The sequence below is a fragment of the Dehalococcoidia bacterium genome, assembly GCA_035574915.1.
GTDB lineage: Bacteria > Chloroflexota > Dehalococcoidia > DSTF01 > WHTK01 > DATLYJ01.
The window spans coordinates 17871-32610 of the sequence record DATLYJ010000109.1; the positions used below are offsets into that span (position 1 = coordinate 17871).

Sequence of the window (14740 nt, forward strand, 5' to 3'; positions counted from 1 at the left end):
TGCTCTCTGCTCTCTGCTCTCCGCTCTCTGCTCTCCGCTCTCTGCTCTCTGCTCTCCGCTCTCTGCTCTCTGCCGTCTGCTCTGTCCTCTGCTCTCTGTCCTCTGTCCTACCCCACCGCCGCCCACCGCCGGGCGACTTCCGCCAGCTGCTCCCGGAGGTGGTTTTTCGCGAACTTGCCGACGCTCGTCTTGGGGAGCGACTCGACGAAGAGGACTTCGTCCGGCAGCCACCACTTGGCCACCTTGTCGGAGAGGAAGGCCCTCACCTCGTCGGCGGTCAGCATCTGGTCCGGCTTCAGGACGACGGCCGCGACGGGGCGCTCGTCCCACTTGGGGTGAGGCAGGCCGACCACGGCCGCCTCCAGGACCTTGGGGTGGGCCATGATCAAGTTCTCGAGCTCGACCGAGGAGATCCACTCCCCGCCCGACTTGACGAGGTCCTTGGTGCGGTCGACCAGCTGAATGAAGCCGTACTGGTCGATGGTGGCGACGTCGCCGGTGCGGAGCCAGCCGTCGGCCGAGAACTTCTCGGCGCTCTGCGGGTCGTGGTAGTAGGAGCCGGTGATGTAGGGGCCGCGCACCTGCAGCTCGCCGAAGGCAACGCCGTCCCACGGGAGCTCCCTGCCGCTTTCGACATCGACGATGCGGCACTCGATCGTCGGGACGATCTGGCCCTGCTTGTAACGGTACTTGTTCTGCTCCGCCTCCGGTGCATCCAGCAGCACCGAGGGGATGCGGGTGAGGGAGCCGAGGGGCGAGGTCTCGGTCATGCCCCAGGCATGCACGAGCTCGATACCGTTGCGGCGCAGGCCGTCGATGAGGGCCGGCGGCGCGGCGGAGCCGCCACAGAGCACGCGTCGCAGCTTCGGCAGTCTGCGGCCGCTCGTCTCGAGCAGGTTGAGGACCCCGATCCAGATCGTCGGGACGCCGGCGGAGATCGTCACGCCTTCGCTGTCGAGCAGGTTCACGACGCGCTGAGGGTCGAGGAAACGGTCGCTAAGCACCTGGGCGGCGCCCGCCAGGGCGCAGGTGTAGGGAAGCCCCCAGGCGTTGGCGTGGAACATCGGCACCGCGTACATGACGGCGTCGTGCTCGCCAACGCCGGTGCTGTTCGGCAGGCCGGCGACGAGCGAGTGCAGGAAGGTCGACCTGTGGCTGTAGACCACGCCCTTCGGGTTGCCCGTGGTGCCGGAGGTGTAGCACATGCCGGCGGCCGAGCGCTCGTCCAGGTCGGGCCAGTCGAAGCTCTCGGAGCCAGCGCCCAGGAACTCTTCGTAGTCGACGGTCTGGAAGGCGTCCGTAGACGGCCCCGGCCCTTCGTTCATGAGTACCACCAGGCGGACGCTGGGGATCTTGCCCGCGAGCTGCTCGAAGACCGGCAGGACGGAGCGGTCGCAGAAGACGACCTGGTCTTCGGCGTGGTTGATGATGTACTCGAGCTGGTCGTGAAAGAGGCGGACGTTGATGGTGTGCAGGACGGCGCCCATGCACGGGATCGCGAAATAGCACTCGAGGTGCGTCTGGGTGTTCCATCCGAACGTGGCCACGCGGTCACCGGGCCTGACGCCGGCCCTCTCGAGGGCGCTGGCGAGCTTGCGGGCGCGGACCGCGACGCCACCGTAGGTGGAACGCCTGGGTTCGCCGGCCTCCCGCTGAGTCACGACCTGGCGGTAGGCATAAAGCTTCTCCGCGCGCCAGAGGATCTCCTTGATGAGCAGGGGGCGGTCCATCATGGTGCTGGGCATCGGGAGCATCAGGGCTACCTCCGTGGTTGGTGGGGGCATGTTAGCGCCGGTCGAAGCACGGCGTACAGAGTGCGGAGTGCAGGAAGAGTGCCTCCCTCTCACTAGTGACTCCCTATCACTACTCTGTGCTCTGCACTGTGTACTCTGCACTTTGCACTCTGCTCTGCCGGTGCAGTAATCCAGGCCCCCGCGCCATCGAGGGCCGCGGCGAGGCGGGCGGCGTCGAGGCCGTTGGTCTACAGGATGAGCAGGGCCTGTGGGACGAAAGATCGGACTTCGGCAAGCCAGGCCCGGTCGAAGCGGCCACGGGGAGCGGGGTCGATGACGACGACCTCGGCGCGCGGCGCCGCGAGGCAAGAGGGCAGGGCCGCGGCCGGCGGCAGCAGCCGAAAGCGCTCCTCGGCGTCGGCGAAGGCGAGCGCGAGGGCATCGAGGGCGCCCTGCTAGAATCGGGGAGTGCGGATTCTATACCTGGCGGACGCGCCCTATCCCCACACGCAGCGCTGGGTGAGGCACTTCGCGGAGCGCGGCCACGAGTGCGAGGTGCTTTCGTTCCGGCCGGCGGCGATCGAGGGGGCGCGGGTCACGCACCTCTCGGGGCTGGAGGCGCTCGGGAAACTGCGCTACCTGGTGAAGGCGCGGGGCGTGGCCCGGCTAGTGCGCGAAAGGAAGCCGGACCTGCTGCATGCCATGCACCTCACGAGCTACGGCTTCCTGGGCGCGCTCAGCGGCTACCATCCGTTCATCGCCTCGGTCTGGGGCATGGACGTCTTCGAGGCGCCACGCCTGTCGCCGCTGCATGGCTGGATCACGCGCTACGCGCTCTCCCATGCGGACGCCGTCACCGCGACGGGGCCCGCGCTCGCCCGGGCGACGATGCGCTTCATGCCGCCGGACTGCGGCGTGCGCAGCATCCCCTACGGCGTCGACCTCGACCGCTTCCGGCCCGCCGAGCCGCTGCCGCGTGAGGATGTCGTCGTCGGCACCGTCTCCCGGCTGTCACCGGAAAAGGGGTTGCGACACCTCATCGAAGCCGTCGCCAGCGCCGGCTTGCGAGACCAAGTCAAGCTGCGGATCGCCGGCGAGGGCCCGCAACGCCGGCGGCTGGAGGCCCTGGTGCGGGAGCGGGGCCTCCAGGGGCGCGTCGAGTTCTCGGGCTGGCTGGAATACGATAACGTGCCCGGCTTCCTTCGGACGCTGGACATCTTCGTGCTGCCGTCCCTGTTCGAGGGCTTCGGCGTCGCCGCGGTCGAGGCCTCGGCCTGCGGCCTGCCCGTGATCGCGTCGCGGGTGCAGGGCCTGCCGGATGTAGTGGTCGACGGCGTGACCGGCAGCCTGGTACCGCCGGGCGACGCCGGGGCTATCGCGGAGGCCATCGGCCAGCTGGCGCGGGACCCCGCGCTGAGACTGCGCCTGGGCCAGGCCGGGCGCGAGTTCGTAGCCGAGCATTACGACTGGGCGAAGAACGCCGCGGAGATGGCCCGCCTCTATGAGGAGCTTGCCGGCAGCCTGGCCGGGGTCACGGGATGACGCGGCCGGCGGCCCCCGAAGAGCAAAGCGCCCCGGAAGGCCCGCCGGCGCCGCGGCCGGACCTGCCTTTCGTGTCCGTGATCATGGCCGTGCGCAACGAAGAGGGCTACATCGGCCCTTGCCTGCAGGCGCTCGCACAACAGGACTACCCGCGCGAGAACTTCGAGGTCATTGTCCTGGACGGCGAGTCGACCGATGGCACCATGGCGGAGGCGCAGGCCGCGGCCCTCGAACTGGGCGTCCCTGACCTCTTCCTGACGAACCGCAAGCGCACGACCGCCGCAGGCCTCAATCTGGGGCTGTCGGTAGCGCGCGGCGACGTCATTGTCAAAGTGGACGGACACTCGCTGGTCGACCCGCACTTCCTCTCCGCGAGCGTGCGCGCTTTACGGGAGAGCGGCGCCGACGCCGTTGGCGGCCCGATCCGGACGATGGGGCGAGGGCCCGTCGGCCAGGCGATAGCGCTCGCCGTGTCGTCGCCCTTCGGGGTAGGAGACGCGGCCTTCAGGCACTCCCTGCAGGAGCAGTGGACGGACTCGGTCGCCTTTGGCGCCTACAAGCGGGAGGTGTTCGAACGCATAGGCGGCTTCGACGAGGAAGCAGTGTACGGCGAAGATGACGAGTTCAACTACCGCTTGCGCGACGCCGGCGGCCGCATCCTTCTCACGCCCTCGATCGGCTCCGTGTACTACGCGCGCTCTACCTACCGCGATCTCGCGCGCCAGTACTGGCGTTACGGTATCGCCAAGGCCGGCGTCCTCCGAAAGCACCCCGGACGCCTGCGCTGGCGCCACCTGGTGCCGTCGGCCCTGGTGGCGTCGCTGGTGGGCTTGCCCCTGCTCTCGTCCTTTGGGCGCCCGTTCGCGCGTCTGCACCAGGCGGTGATGGCCTCATACGCGGCCTTTTGCCTGCTGGCCTCGCTCTGGATCGCGGCGCGCGGTGGGCACTGGCGCATCTTCGCATTGATCCCGCCGGCGTTCCCCTGCATCCACCTCCCCGCCGGGGCCGGGCTGCTGTACGGCTTCGCGCGGCAGCTCCTGCCGTCGGCCGCGCGCCGCGGGCCGGCGGCAGCGCCTCGGAAGGTGCAGGCGGCGCCGCAAGCGCCCGATGTCTAGCGACCTCGACCGGGAGGCGGCGCGCGTCCGGGCCGCGTACGAGCGCCGGGCGCGTTTGGGGCTGGACGCCCGCTATGAGTACTGGCGCCCGGCAAACCTCTTCATCTACCAGTCTCGCGACCGGGCGCTGGCCCGCCTGCTCGATGATGCCGGGCTTCTGCCGCTCGAAGGGCGGCGGCTGCTGGATGTCGGCTGCGGCGACGGTGGCGTGCTGCGCGACCTCGTGCGCTTGGGCGCGGCGCCCTCCTGCATGACGGGCGTAGACCTGCTGCCGGAGCGCATCGCGCGGGCGCGGGACCTGACGCCTGGCGCCCGGTTCGAGGTCGCGGATGCCCAGGCGCTGCCTTTTCCCGACCAGGAGTTCGGCCTGGTGCTCGGCTTCACTCTGCTCTCCTCCGTAATAAACGCGGGCGCCCGGGCGCGCGTGGCCTCGGAGATGTCCCGGGTGTGCTCCCGCGAAGGCGCCATCGTCCTGTACGACTTCTGGGTGAACCCCCTCAACCGCGACGCCCGGCCAGTAAGCCGTCGAGAGGTGTCCCGGCTCTTTCCCGGCTGGCGGGCCACCTTTCGCGCCGTCACGCTCGCGCCACCGCTGACGCGGCTGCTGGCGCCGCTGCCGGGTGGCTGGCTCGCCTGCACGCTCCTCGAAGTGCTACCCTTCCTGCGCACTCACTACCTCGCGGTCCTCCGGCCCGTGCTCGCCACCGAAGGCAGCGCCGGCCCGGACCTCGGCCCCACAGGCCCGCCTTGACTGACGACTTTATCCCGCTCGCCCGGCCGGACATCACCCAGGAGGAGATCGACGAGGTCGTCGACACGCTGAGGTCGGGCTGGCTTGCTTTCGGCCCCAAGACCCAGCGCTTCGAGCAGGAGTTCGCGCGCTACATCGGGGCCAGGCATGCCGTCGCGGTCAGTTCATGCACGGCGGGCATGCACCTTGCGCTCCTGGCCTGTGGGATCGGCGAAGGCGACGAGGTCATCACCAGCGCACTTACGTTCCCTTCGACCGCCAGCGTCATCGTGCACACGGGCGCGCGGGTCGTGCTGGCCGACATCTGCTACGACGACCTCAACATTGACCCCGCCGACATCGAGCGCAAGCTCACGCCGCGCACGAAGGCGATCATGCCCGTCGTCTACGCCGGCCAGCCCTGCCGGATGGACGAAATCATGGACCTGGCGCGGCGGCACGGGCTCAGGGTGATCGAGGACGCGGCGACGGCCGCGGGGGCGAAGTACAAAGGCCGCTTCGACGGCACTATCGCGCATGCCAGCATCTTCAGCTTCTACGCCATCAAGAACATGACGACCGGCGAAGGCGGCATGGTCACGACGGACGACAGCGAGCTGGCGGCCCGGGTCGCCGTGCTGCGCAACCAGGGCCAGGACACGGACGCCTGGAAGCGCTATGCGGCCACCGGGGCGCCGTACTACACGGTCGACGCGGCGGGCTTCAACTACCGGATGACGGACCTGGAGGCGTCGCTGGGGCTGGTGCAGCTCCGGAAGCTGGAGGCCATGAACCGCCGCCGGGCGGAGCTCGCCGCGCTTTACACGCGGCTGTTCGCCGGCTGCGAGACGGTGGAAACGCCCACCGTCCGGCCAGAGGTGACCTCCAACTGGCACCTCTACGTCATCCGCCTGCGCAACACGCCCGTGCCCAGGAACGAAGTGGTCGAACGGCTTAGCGCGAAGGGCATCAGGTCATCCGTGCATTACTACCCGGTGCATTACCAGCCGTACTACCGGGAGCGCCTGGGCCTTCGAAAGGGCGACCTGCCGGTAACCGAGGCGGAATTCGAGCGCCTGATATCGCTGCCCTTGTACCCCGGGATGCGGGATGCGGACGTCGAGCGCGTCGTGGAGGCCGTGAGGGAATGCACCAGGCCGGCATGAGCGATCGGGTCGGCCCCTCGCCGCAGACCGGGCCAGCGGCGCCAGGACGCCGGCCGCCCGGACGAAAGCCCGGCTCGCCCGCGCTCGTGCGGGCACTCGTGGGCGACGACGAGGGCGAGCCGGACGCGCTCCAGCGGCGCCTTTTCGACATCGGCATCGCTACCATCGGCCTGGTCGTCTTCAGCCCGCTGCTGGCGCTGATCGCGCTGCTGGTGAAGCTCGAGTCGCCGGGGCCGGTGCTTTTCCGGCAGAAGCGGGTCGGCAAGGGCGGCAGGCTCTTCGAAGTCTATAAGTTCCGCTCGATGAAAGTGGCGAGGCCGGAAGAGCAGACGGTGCCGGTTGTCGGCGAGATCGAGAGCTTCAGGTTCCGGCCGCCGGGCTTCGAGCGGCGGGTAACGGAGATCGGCCGGGTGTTGCGCGCCTGCAGCCTGGACGAAATGCCGCAGCTGCTCAACGTCATCAAGGGCGACATGCACCTCGTCGGCCCGCGGCCGGACGAGCCCGAGATCGTGGCCGCCTACCGGCCCGAATACCACGCGCGCTTCAAGGTGAAGCCCGGCATAACGGGACTGGCACAGGTGAACGGCCGCGCGGATTTGACCTATCAGGAAATCATGGCCTACGATCTCGACTACGTACGCGAACATCCATTCGCACGTGACATTCGCATCATGCTGAAGAGCCTCCGCGTAGTGCTGCGCAGGGAAGGCGCTCGTTGACAGGTCAACCCGCGAAAGAGGCGAATGGCGCCGGCGGCATCCGGCGCGGCGCGGGCGCAGTCGCCTGGCTCCTCCTCGACATCGGCATCGTCATCGGGAGCTATGCGCTGGCCCTCTGGCTGCGGTTTTCGCCGCAAGAGGTGCCGGCGGAGTCCTGGCGGCAGCTTGCCTGGGCAGGCCCCCTGATCGCCATTGCCTACATCCTCGCCTACCAGATGCTCGGCGTGTACCGGACGGCCTGGCAGTACGGCAGCGTCCGGGACGCCCTCATGCTGGCGATCGCGGTCGCGCTGGTGACCGCGGCCGTGTTCACCGTGAACGTCTTGCTGCCCAAGCGTCCCATCCCCCTGAGCGTGAACGTGATCAGCGCCGCCTTCATCTTCCTCTTCCACGCGATGGTGCGCATGCTGCCGCGGGTCTGGACCGGCGGCTGGCTGACACCGCCCGAGTTCAGCGGCCAGAAGCAGCGCGTAATGGTTGTCGGCGCTGGCGACACCGGCCAGTACCTGGTCGCGGACCTACAGCGGCGCCCGAACCAGCCCTACCGCGCCGTGGCCTTCATCGACGACGACCCGTCGCTGCAGGGCAAGCGCATCCACCGCGTGCCGGTCGTCGGCAACAGGAACGACATCGCGGCCGCCGTCGAACGGCACAAGGTGGACGTGGTGGCGCTGGCGTTGACACCCGGACGTGACGCGCCGTTGCAAGACCTCCTCGCGCTCGTAGAGCCGTTGAAGGTCCCGGTCCGCATCGTCCAGGGACCCTCGGAGGTGATCCAGGGGCGCGGCCGCGCCGGCGAGATGCGCGAGATAACGATGGAGGACGTGCTCGCGCGGCCTCCGGTGGAAGTCGACGAGGAGCAGTGCCGCCAGGTGATCGAAGGGCGGGCGGTGCTCATCACGGGCGCGGCCGGGTCCATCGGGGCTGAGCTGGCCCGCAAAGTGGCGGCCCTGAACCCCGCGGCCCTGCATCTCCTCGACATCAACGAGACCGGGCTCTACGAGCTGCGCAACGAGCTCCGGCAGGGCGCGGCCAACCAGGAACTGATCAAGACCTGGCTGTACAGCATGACGGACCGCCACCGCCTGGAGGCTGTCTTCGAGGCAGCGCGGCCGCAGGTGGTCTTCCACCTCGCCGCCTACAAGATCGTGCCGATGATGGAGGACCACCCGGACCAGGCGTTCGAGACGGACGTGCTCGGCACGCTGAACGTCTTCGAGGCGGCGCGCCAGGTGGGCGCCGAGCAGGTGGTGTTCCTCTCCAGCCACACGGCGGTGAACCCGGCCAGCGTCTACGGGGCGGCGAAGCGCATCGGCGAGCTGCTGGTCGCTTCGCAACCGGGACCGACGCGCTTCGCGGCGCTGCGCCTCACCAACGTCATCGACGCGAAAGGCGCCGTACTCGGGCGCTTCACGCAGCAGATCCAGCAGGGCCTGCCGATCTCGGTGACCCACCCGGACATGGCGCGCTTCTTCCTCACCATCAGCGAAGTCGCTGGTCTTACGGTCCAGGCCGCTGCCCTTTCCCGCGGCGGCGACATCTTCCTGGTGGACGCCGGCGAGGAGGTACGGATTACGGACCTTGCCGAGCGCCTCATCCGGCTGCAGGGTATGGAGCCCGGCGAGGACGTGCCGATCGAGTTCGTCGGCCTGCGCCCTGGCGACCGCCTGCGCGAGAACCTGATAGCCGACTACGAGCAACTGCAGGCGACGCGCCACCCTAACGTGCGTCGCGTGGTATCGTCGCTTCGCTTTTCGGGCGCCGAGCTCCGCGCCGGCATCCGCGAACTCGAATTGGACCTGCCTCGCCGGCCGGTCAACCTGCCGGCGAAGCTGCACGCGCTGGCCCGCATCGACCGCGAAGAGCCCGTGGAGACGCCGAGGGTCTCGGAGCCCGGGGAGCCGCCGGTGGCGCCTCTCGAGAACCAGGCGTAGGCGCCGCTAGTCCGGGATGATGGTCGCGATCAGATACCCCAGGCCGAAGCACACCGGGAAAGTCAGTACCCAGGCCGTGAGGATGTTGTAGGCAATACCCCAGCGCACGGCCGAGAGCCGCCTGGTCGCGCCCACGCCCATGATGGCCGAACCGATGGTGTGCGTAGTGCTCAGGGGGATGCCGAAGCGGGCGGTGACGGTAAGGGTTGTGGCCGCCGCAGCCTCGGCGCAGAAGCCCTGATATGTCTCCAACTGAGTCACCCGCATGCCCAGCGTCCTTATGATCCGCCAGCCTCCGGCCATGGTGCTGACGCCGAGCGTCCCGGCCCCCAGGAAGATCACCCACAGCGGCACCTCGAACTCGCTGGAGGGCGTCTCGTTGTAGATGGCGAGGGCCATGGCCATAACGCCGATCGCCTTCTGGCCGTCTGCCGTGCCGTGGCTCCAGGCCATGAAGGCGGACGACACCACCTGTAACGGCCCAAACAGACGCCTGACCGAGGACGGATTGGTCTTCTGGAAGAGCCAGAGCACGGCGACCATCAGCACGAAGGCCCCGATGAAGCCGAAGAACACGGCCGTGCCGACACCGAAGAAGACCTTCTCCCAGCCGCCGACGATGAGCACGTCGAGGCCCGCGACGGCAACGGCCGCGCCCGCCAGGCCCGATACGATGCCGTGGCTTTCGCTCGTCGGCAGCCCGAAGTAGGCGGCGAGCGAGCTCCAGATGACCACGGCCAGAGCGCCGGCAGCGGCGGTCTCCAGCGTGAGTCCCTGGTCGATGTCGACGAGTCCCTTGCCGATCGTCGTCGCCACGGCAGTGCCGGACAGGGCGCCGACGAGGTTGAGCACCGCCGCCATGCTGACAGCGACCATCGGCGGCAAGACGCGGGTGGAGACGACAGTCGCGATCGCGTTTGGCGCGTCCGTCCAGCCGTTCACGGCTTCGAAGAGAAGGATGGCGATGAAGGTGAAGACCAGAAAGCCGAACGTGTCCGTCATCCGGCCGTCAGGCGTGCTTCAGGACGATTGCCTCGAGCGCGTGCGCGACGGTCTCGCAGCCGTCCGTCGCCTCTTCGAGGAGGTCGTAGATGTCACGCCACTTGATCACGTCGATGGCGTGGACCTCACCCTGGAACAGCTCTCCCATGGCGGACAGGAACAGGGCATCGGCCTCGTTCTCAAGGCGGTTGACTTCCTTCACCATCTCCAGGATCTCGCGCAGGCGGCCGCGGCTCTTCAGGGCCACAATCGCGGCCTGCAATTGCTTGGTCTGCATCCGGGCGATGTCGGCCAGGCCGCGAGCCGCGGGAGTAGGCATGTCGACGTCGTAGACACGGATGGCGGTGCCGGCTGCCTCCAGGAAGTCGATCACGTCGTCGAGGCTCTGCGCCAGGGCCGCTATGTCCTCCCGGTCGAAGGGCGTGACGAACGTCTGGTGCACGAGCCGGTAGAGGTCGTGCGTGATGTTGTCGCCCTCGTGCTCGAGCTGCTTGAGGTGCGCCGTCTTCATTTCCACGTTCTCGAAGTGCTGGAGCATGTCTGACAGGCTCTCGGCGCACTGGACCATCTTGTTCGCAAGCTGCTCGAACAAGTCGAAGAAACGCGTATTCCTGGGGATTATGGAAATGGGCATACCGGCCTCAGCGCCAAGTCTAGCGCAAATCCCGCTTAGGGAATCCCTGACCTCAATACTTCGAGATGTTCAGTTCCTCGATACGGCCCGAGACCAGGTAGATGACGCGCTCGCAGATGTTCGTCACCCGGTCCGCGATGCGTTCCAGGTTGTGCGCAACCCAGGTCAGGTGGGTCGCCCGCTCGATCGTAGAGGGGTCGCTGATCATGTAGGTCAGTAGCTCGCGGTACACCTGGTCGTAGAGCGCGTCGACCTCGTCGTCCTGGTCGACGATTCGGCGAGCGCGCTCCTCGTCGCGGTCGCGGAAGGCCTCGAGGCTGCCCGTGAGCATGTCCATGGCAATCCCGGCCATACGGGGAATGTCGATGTACGGCTTCAAGGGCGGGGCGTCGGCCATCATGATCGCTATCTTCGCCGTGCCCTCGGCATGGTCGCCCATCCGCTCGAGGTCCACGATTATGTGAAGTATCGAGAAGATCACCCGCAGGTCGCCGGCGAGAGGCTGCTGGGTTGCAACGACCTCCTGGCAGCGGTGCTCGATATCGTAGCGCAGGCGATTGATCTTGATGTCGTCCTGGATCACCTCGCGCGCGAGATCGGCGTCGCGGTCCTTCAGGGCCTGGATGCTCCGCTCGATGGCGCTCTTGACCATTTCGCCCATGAGCAGCATGTCCTGCTGGATCTCGGCCAACTGCTTGTCGAACGCGGTCCTCGTCACTGGGCCCTCCTTCTCGCCGGAGCCTCCGCGGCCTCCCCGGCGGCGCCGGAGCCGAGGACGGGCAGCGTGAGCCTGAACGTCGAGCCGCGGCCGAGTTCGCTTACGGCCTCGACGCGGCCGCCATGAGCTTCTACCGTACGCTTCACGAGCGCCAGTCCCAGGCCGGAGCCCTCGGTGCGCCGCGACCGGTCGGACTTGTAGAAGCGCTCGAAGATGCGGGGCAGGTCACGCGCGTCAATGCCGGCGCCATCGTCCTGGACTTCGACGGTCACGACGTCCCCGGCGGTGCGGGCACTGACCACGACATTCCCTCCCCGCGGCGTAAACTTCAGGGCATTGTGCACCAGGTTCACCACGGCGCGCTCCAGCCGCTCAGCGTCTCCAAGCACGGCCGGCATGCTCTGCGGAAGAGCGAGGCCAAGGCGCACGCCCAGCCGTTCCGCCTGGGGCTGCATGCGGGTCACGGCCGCTCCCACGACGCGGGCCATGTCTGTGGGGACCGGCTTCGAGCCGAGGTCGCCGGACTCTATGCGAGAGAGCTCCAGCAGTTCGCCGACCATCGCTGTCAGACGCTCCACCTCCGCCTGGGCGCGGGAGATGAACTCGCGGCCGGCGACAGGGTCGGCCATCGCCCCGGCCTCGAGCGTATCGAGCACGGCACGGATGGACGCCAGGGGCGTGCGCAGTTCGTGGGAAACGTTGGCGACGAAGTCGCGACGCATCTGGTCGGCCCGCCTGACCTCCGTGAGGTCGTGAAAGACGAGGAATGCGGCCCAGTCACCCCCGACCACGGGGTTGACGCTGACCTCCAAGAACTCCTTGTTCGGACGCTCGATGGTGCGAGTCTCGCGCCGGCCGGCCTCCGAGCTGAGGCGCATCGCCTCCAGGATGTCAGCGTTCGGCATCAGCCAGGCAAAGGGCCGCCCCAGGAGGTCGCCGTGAGGACGGACGAGCAGCCTTTCCGCGGCGATGTTCGCGAACGCCACCTTGCCCTCCCCGTCCACAGCGACGATGGCGTCGCCGCTGCTGTTCAGGGCGGCGACGAGCCGGGCACGGTCGCGGGAGGCTGCATCCGCGCGCGTGGCCAGCGCCTGCGCCAGTTCCTCGATGGCGTCATGGAGCTCGGCGGATTCGAGCAGGCGCGGACCGGCGCCGGCGTCATCCTCAGCGCCGCGGGCGATGTTCCGCAGCCGTTGACTGGCCTGGGCGAAGGCGGAGGTGATGGTCTCGGCGGCGAGCAGGGCGGTTGCCCAGGCGCCCACCGCGGCGCCGGCAATGGCATAAGGCCAGCCGCCCGTGATTGCGTACGCCAGGACCGCGCCGATCGCGGCGGCCAGCCCCGTGGTGATCGGCAGGGTCACGCGGAGGGCAAGCCGGCCGCGAGGCATCAGTCGAACCTGTAGCCCACGCCGCGGACCGTAATCAGACGCGCCGGCTTCGAGGGCTCGGCCTCGATCTTCTGGCGGAGCCAGCTGACGTGGACGTCCACGGTGCGGCTATCGCCGGCGAAGTCGTAGCCCCAGACCTGGCTCAAGAGTTGGTCCCGGCTGAAGGCGCGGCCGCGGTTCTTCATGAAAAACGCCAGCAGCTCATACTCCTTGGGCTTCAGTACTAGTTCTACGCCCCCCTTCGTCGCCTCGCGGCGGGTCAGGTCGAGGACTATGTCGCCCGCCGTCAGCCTCTCGTGCTCGCCGGCCGCGCCCATTTCGCCGCGGCGCAGAAGGGCGCCGACGCGCGCCAGCAGCTCGCGCATGCTGAAAGGCTTGGTCACGTAGTCGTCGGCGCCGAGCTCGAGGCCAACGACCTTGTCTGTCTCCTCCGCGCGGGCAGTGAGGATGAGGATGGGCACGGTGGACTCGCGCCGCAGGACGCGGCAGATCTCGAGGCCGCTCATACCCGGGAGCATCAGATCCAGGATGACGGCATCAGGGTGCTGCGCGCGGGCAAGGGAGAGGCCGGTCTCTCCGTCGGTGGCGGCGAGGACGCGGTGTCCTTCGCGCTCCAGGTTGTAGCGGAGCGCCGCTACGAGTGTGGGTTCGTCTTCAATGATCAGGACGTTCTTCAACGAGCATAATCCCGCGTGCCTTCCGATTTGATGATACGCCCCGCCGGCCGCCGGCTGCCAACGGGCGCCGCACGCCGCCCGCGCGTTTGACCGCACTCGCCGGGCCAAACTATCATCCCTGCGGGCGGGGTAGAGAGTGGGCCTTTGAGGATACTGCGCAACCGCCTGCGCCGCAGCCGGCGCCCCTATCAGGCATTTGCCGCCATCACCGGCCTTCTCGTTGCCGTCCTCGTAGTCTTCGCCACGCCGGAGGGCGCCGCGCGCGCCAGAACGGGCTACTCCTTCGGCGTCGAGAACTCCTGGATCCGCGTCCAGAACATCGGCAACGCCAACGCGACAGTCGAGGTCGACTACTTCGACGAGCAGGGGCGCCTGGCCGGCAAGGACACCTGCCCCTCGCCCGTCTGCCCGCCGATGTTCCCGGGTAGCGGCTGGACCTTCTTCCAACGCGACAACCCCAGCCTGCCGCCGGGCTTCCAGGGCTCCGCCGTAGTGTCCACGGACCAACCGATTGTGGCGATCATGGCTAAGGACGTCTTCCGGGGTTCGAACTTCGCCATCGCCGGGGACACGGTCACGACGGGGCCGGGGTCGCACAGGCTATTCCTGCCCCTGACCGCGAAGCGGGACGGACCCCTGCGCGACTGGCAGGGCCGCTTCGCCGTCCAGAACATGAGCGACACCGTCACGGCCTGCCTGACGATCACCTACCTCTCGAACTACACGGATTCCGAGATCGCCTGGGAGCCATACAAGCCCGGGGCCGCGGGCGCGCCGCGATTGCCCGGCTGTCCCAACGGCGGCATGCCCCTGGCCCCGCGCGCTACCCTGTTCCGCGACCCGGACACTATGCCCGTCCCGGAGCAGTTCACGGGCTCCGTGCGGATCGACCTCCACAAGAACGCGGCCAACCAGGGGCCGGAGCGGCAGTTCATCTCCGCGACAGCGGACACCTGGAACAGCCTGTTCAGCCCCTTCGCGTCCTACCGGGCCCTGGACGAAAGCGAGCTGGGGACGGACATCATCCTGCCCCTGATCGACAGGCAGGTAGGGCCCGGGAACTCCTACAGCACCCACTTCCAGATCGTGAACAAAGACCCAACGCGGCCGGCGCGCGTCGACCTGCGTTTCGACGGGTTCGACCTGAGCAGCGGCGTGGCCCAGTTCGTCTCGAAGACCAACACGATCACGGTGCGCGGCGCCCGCCTCTGCTTCCAGGACCGCGACGACTTCGCGAACTGCCTCGCGCCAGGTGAGAGGCTGCCCTTCAACTTCGTCGGCACCGTCCGTCTCACCTCCAGCGAGCCGATCGGCGTGATCGTGAACCGCGCCACCAGCCTGGGCGACACCTTCACCAACTATCGCGGCATCCGTCCGGCCGA

The 14740-nt window shown here is 68.3% G+C and carries 13 protein-coding genes; 7 read left to right on the plus strand and 6 right to left on the minus strand.

The window, feature by feature from the left end:
- Positions 1 to 107: 107 nt before the first annotated feature.
- Positions 108 to 1754: a long-chain fatty acid--CoA ligase gene (locus tag VNN10_10385; GenBank protein HXH22428.1), complete on the minus strand. Its 1647-nt coding sequence runs from the start codon at positions 1752 to 1754 to the stop codon at positions 108 to 110.
- Between the two features lie 447 nt (positions 1755 to 2201).
- Here VNN10_10385 and VNN10_10390 point away from each other — a divergent pair, with 447 nt between their 5' ends.
- The 6 genes from VNN10_10390 to VNN10_10415 are packed head-to-tail and all read left to right on the plus strand — an operon-like array spanning position 2202 to position 8939.
- The gene (locus tag VNN10_10390) at positions 2202 to 3275 is read left to right on the plus strand and encodes a glycosyltransferase (GenBank protein HXH22429.1); all 1074 of its coding nucleotides are present in this window, start codon (positions 2202 to 2204) and stop codon (positions 3273 to 3275) included.
- Positions 3272 to 4390, plus strand: coding sequence for a glycosyltransferase family 2 protein (locus tag VNN10_10395; GenBank protein HXH22430.1), 1119 nt, complete (start codon positions 3272 to 3274; stop codon positions 4388 to 4390). The genes VNN10_10390 and VNN10_10395 overlap by 4 nt, the downstream gene beginning before the upstream one ends.
- Positions 4383 to 5141 carry a methyltransferase domain-containing protein gene (locus VNN10_10400; protein HXH22431.1) on the plus strand — a complete coding sequence of 253 codons (759 nt, stop codon included), beginning with the start codon at positions 4383 to 4385 and terminating at the stop codon, positions 5139 to 5141. Before VNN10_10395 ends, VNN10_10400 begins: the two co-directional genes overlap by 8 nt.
- Complete coding sequence (locus VNN10_10405) at positions 5138 to 6286, plus strand: DegT/DnrJ/EryC1/StrS aminotransferase family protein (GenBank protein HXH22432.1); 1149 nt, start codon at positions 5138 to 5140, stop codon at positions 6284 to 6286. The genes VNN10_10400 and VNN10_10405 overlap by 4 nt, the downstream gene beginning before the upstream one ends.
- Entirely contained in the window at positions 6283 to 7005 is a 723-nt protein-coding gene (locus VNN10_10410) for a sugar transferase (protein HXH22433.1), read from the plus strand. Before VNN10_10405 ends, VNN10_10410 begins: the two co-directional genes overlap by 4 nt.
- On the plus strand, positions 7002 to 8939 hold the full coding sequence (locus tag VNN10_10415; protein ID HXH22434.1) for an SDR family NAD(P)-dependent oxidoreductase: 1938 nt from the start codon (positions 7002 to 7004) through the stop codon (positions 8937 to 8939). The genes VNN10_10410 and VNN10_10415 overlap by 4 nt, the downstream gene beginning before the upstream one ends.
- A 6-nt stretch (positions 8940 to 8945) precedes the next feature.
- Here VNN10_10415 and VNN10_10420 read toward each other — a convergent pair whose 3' ends face one another.
- From VNN10_10420 to VNN10_10440, 5 genes are read right to left on the minus strand one after another with little or no spacing between them, the layout of a single operon-like run.
- Positions 8946 to 9941 (minus strand): inorganic phosphate transporter, encoded by a 996-nt coding sequence (locus tag VNN10_10420; GenBank protein ID HXH22435.1) that lies wholly within the window; start codon positions 9939 to 9941, stop codon positions 8946 to 8948.
- A 7-nt stretch (positions 9942 to 9948) separates the two neighbouring features.
- Positions 9949 to 10575 carry a DUF47 family protein gene (locus tag VNN10_10425; protein HXH22436.1) on the minus strand — a complete coding sequence of 209 codons (627 nt, stop codon included), beginning with the start codon at positions 10573 to 10575 and terminating at the stop codon, positions 9949 to 9951.
- A 52-nt stretch (positions 10576 to 10627) separates the two neighbouring features.
- Entirely contained in the window at positions 10628 to 11293 is a 666-nt protein-coding gene (gene phoU, locus VNN10_10430) for a phosphate signaling complex protein PhoU (GenBank protein HXH22437.1), read from the minus strand.
- On the minus strand, positions 11290 to 12681 hold the full coding sequence (locus VNN10_10435) for an ATP-binding protein (GenBank protein HXH22438.1): 1392 nt from the start codon (positions 12679 to 12681) through the stop codon (positions 11290 to 11292). Before VNN10_10435 ends, phoU begins: the two co-directional genes overlap by 4 nt.
- Positions 12681 to 13358 carry a response regulator transcription factor gene (locus VNN10_10440; protein ID HXH22439.1) on the minus strand — a complete coding sequence of 226 codons (678 nt, stop codon included), beginning with the start codon at positions 13356 to 13358 and terminating at the stop codon, positions 12681 to 12683. The genes VNN10_10435 and VNN10_10440 overlap by 1 nt, the downstream gene beginning before the upstream one ends.
- Before the next feature lie 144 nt (positions 13359 to 13502).
- Here VNN10_10440 and VNN10_10445 point away from each other — a divergent pair.
- The coding region (locus VNN10_10445) for a hypothetical protein (protein HXH22440.1) at positions 13503 to 14740 on the plus strand (1238 nt) is incomplete at its 3' end.

Excerpts from the sequence above, each read along its gene's own strand:
- VNN10_10385 (HXH22428.1), bottom strand. The coding sequence starts at position 1,754 with ATGCTCCCGATGCCCAGCACCATGATGGACCGCCCCCTGCTCATCAAG.
- VNN10_10395 (HXH22430.1), top strand. The coding sequence starts at position 3,272 with ATGACGCGGCCGGCGGCCCCCGAAGAGCAAAGCGCCCCGGAAGGCCCG.
- VNN10_10400 (HXH22431.1), top strand. The coding sequence starts at position 4,383 with ATGTCTAGCGACCTCGACCGGGAGGCGGCGCGCGTCCGGGCCGCGTAC.
- VNN10_10410 (HXH22433.1), top strand. The coding sequence starts at position 6,283 with ATGAGCGATCGGGTCGGCCCCTCGCCGCAGACCGGGCCAGCGGCGCCA.
- VNN10_10420 (HXH22435.1), bottom strand. The coding sequence starts at position 9,941 with ATGACGGACACGTTCGGCTTTCTGGTCTTCACCTTCATCGCCATCCTT.
- VNN10_10425 (HXH22436.1), bottom strand. The coding sequence starts at position 10,575 with ATGCCCATTTCCATAATCCCCAGGAATACGCGTTTCTTCGACTTGTTC.
- VNN10_10435 (HXH22438.1), bottom strand. The coding sequence starts at position 12,681 with ATGCCTCGCGGCCGGCTTGCCCTCCGCGTGACCCTGCCGATCACCACG.